A 1,145-nucleotide genomic window follows, 5' to 3' on the forward strand; every position below is an offset into this window, starting at 1 on the left:
GTGGATCTGCCAGCCCAGACCCGGGAGACCCTTTGATCCAGCAGCGGCAATACATGTTAGACACCAATATGGCCAGCTACATCATCAAGGGCACTCATCCGAATGTGAGCAGTAGGTTGACCCAGGTTCCGATGGACCAACTCCTAATCTCGGCGGTAACCGAGGGAGAACTGATCTATGGACTGGAACGAAAGCCCAACGCCACAGCGCTGCGACGGCTGGTAGAGTCTTTCCTTCAAATAGTGACCGTGCTGCCGTGGGACTCTGTGGTTGCACGAGTCTATGGCACCGTAAGGGCCAACCTTGAAACACAGGGTACACCGATGGGCAACCTCGACACGATGATCGGGGCGCACTCCCTTGCAGTCGGGGCGGTTGTTGTCACTCACGACAAGGCGTTCCGGCACATCTTCGGCTTGCAGCTAGAGGATTGGACGGTATGAGTCGAGTGGTATCAATCGCGACACCCTTCCAGCGGTCGATCGCTGAAGTCATAGACCTCGACGTACTGAGCGGGCGCCTTAAAAGCCCAAGCAGAAGGTGCGCGAGAGTGTAGCTTTTGGCATTATGTGGCGCGTTCGCCGTGTGATTATTTGGCGCAAGCTGCCCGCAGCGGCCCTCCCCGCAGTTCTCCTCAGATGACGATTGTGGCCGTTGGATCAACGTGTTCTGCTTGATCGCTCCCTGCGAAAGAACAAAGCCTCCTTTGAGCCGTGCTGTCCGGGGTTATCCTGCGCCAAATAGCGGCAAAAGACGTACGCCATCGATCTTCCAACGCTACAGGGCAGTCCTTCACCAAATGTGCGCATGAACCTGGAACGAGCAAAAAGACCGGCTCGTCCCACAAACCCACAGCCTCGACGGCGGGAATAAGTAAAGAGACGGACAGTACCTTCTTCTCCGGAGTTGTTGGGGGGTGAACGCAGGCCCTTAACGCCCGATCCGCATGCTGGTCACAAACCGAAAACGAAGTGAACCGATGCTGACCGGACGCGAGCGCACTATTGTGCTTGCCTATACAACATGGTCATGTTCGCGATGGTGTTCTGATCGCTAGGGTCAATCTGGAGGACTTTTCGGTAATACGTCAAAGCCTTGTCCACTTGACCTCTTTGTTGCGAGATGCCACCCAAACTGTAGTACGC

General features: G+C 55.6%; 2 protein-coding genes. One reads left to right on the forward strand and one right to left on the reverse strand.

What is annotated here, in order from left to right; genetic code table 11:
* The coding region (locus HDF16_RS30130) for a type II toxin-antitoxin system VapC family toxin (RefSeq protein WP_221313436.1) at nt 1-443 on the forward strand (443 nt) is incomplete at its 5' end.
* A 558-nt stretch (nt 444-1,001) separates the two neighbouring features.
* Here the strand turns inward: HDF16_RS30130 and HDF16_RS32345 are convergent.
* Nucleotides 1,002-1,133, reverse strand: a complete 132-nt coding sequence (locus HDF16_RS32345) for a tetratricopeptide repeat protein (RefSeq protein ID WP_432432312.1) — start codon at nt 1,131-1,133, stop codon at nt 1,002-1,004.
* Nucleotides 1,134-1,145: the final 12 nt, after the last annotated feature.

Source organism: Granulicella aggregans, from assembly GCF_014203275.1.
Classification (GTDB): Bacteria; Acidobacteriota; Terriglobia; order Terriglobales; family Acidobacteriaceae; genus Edaphobacter.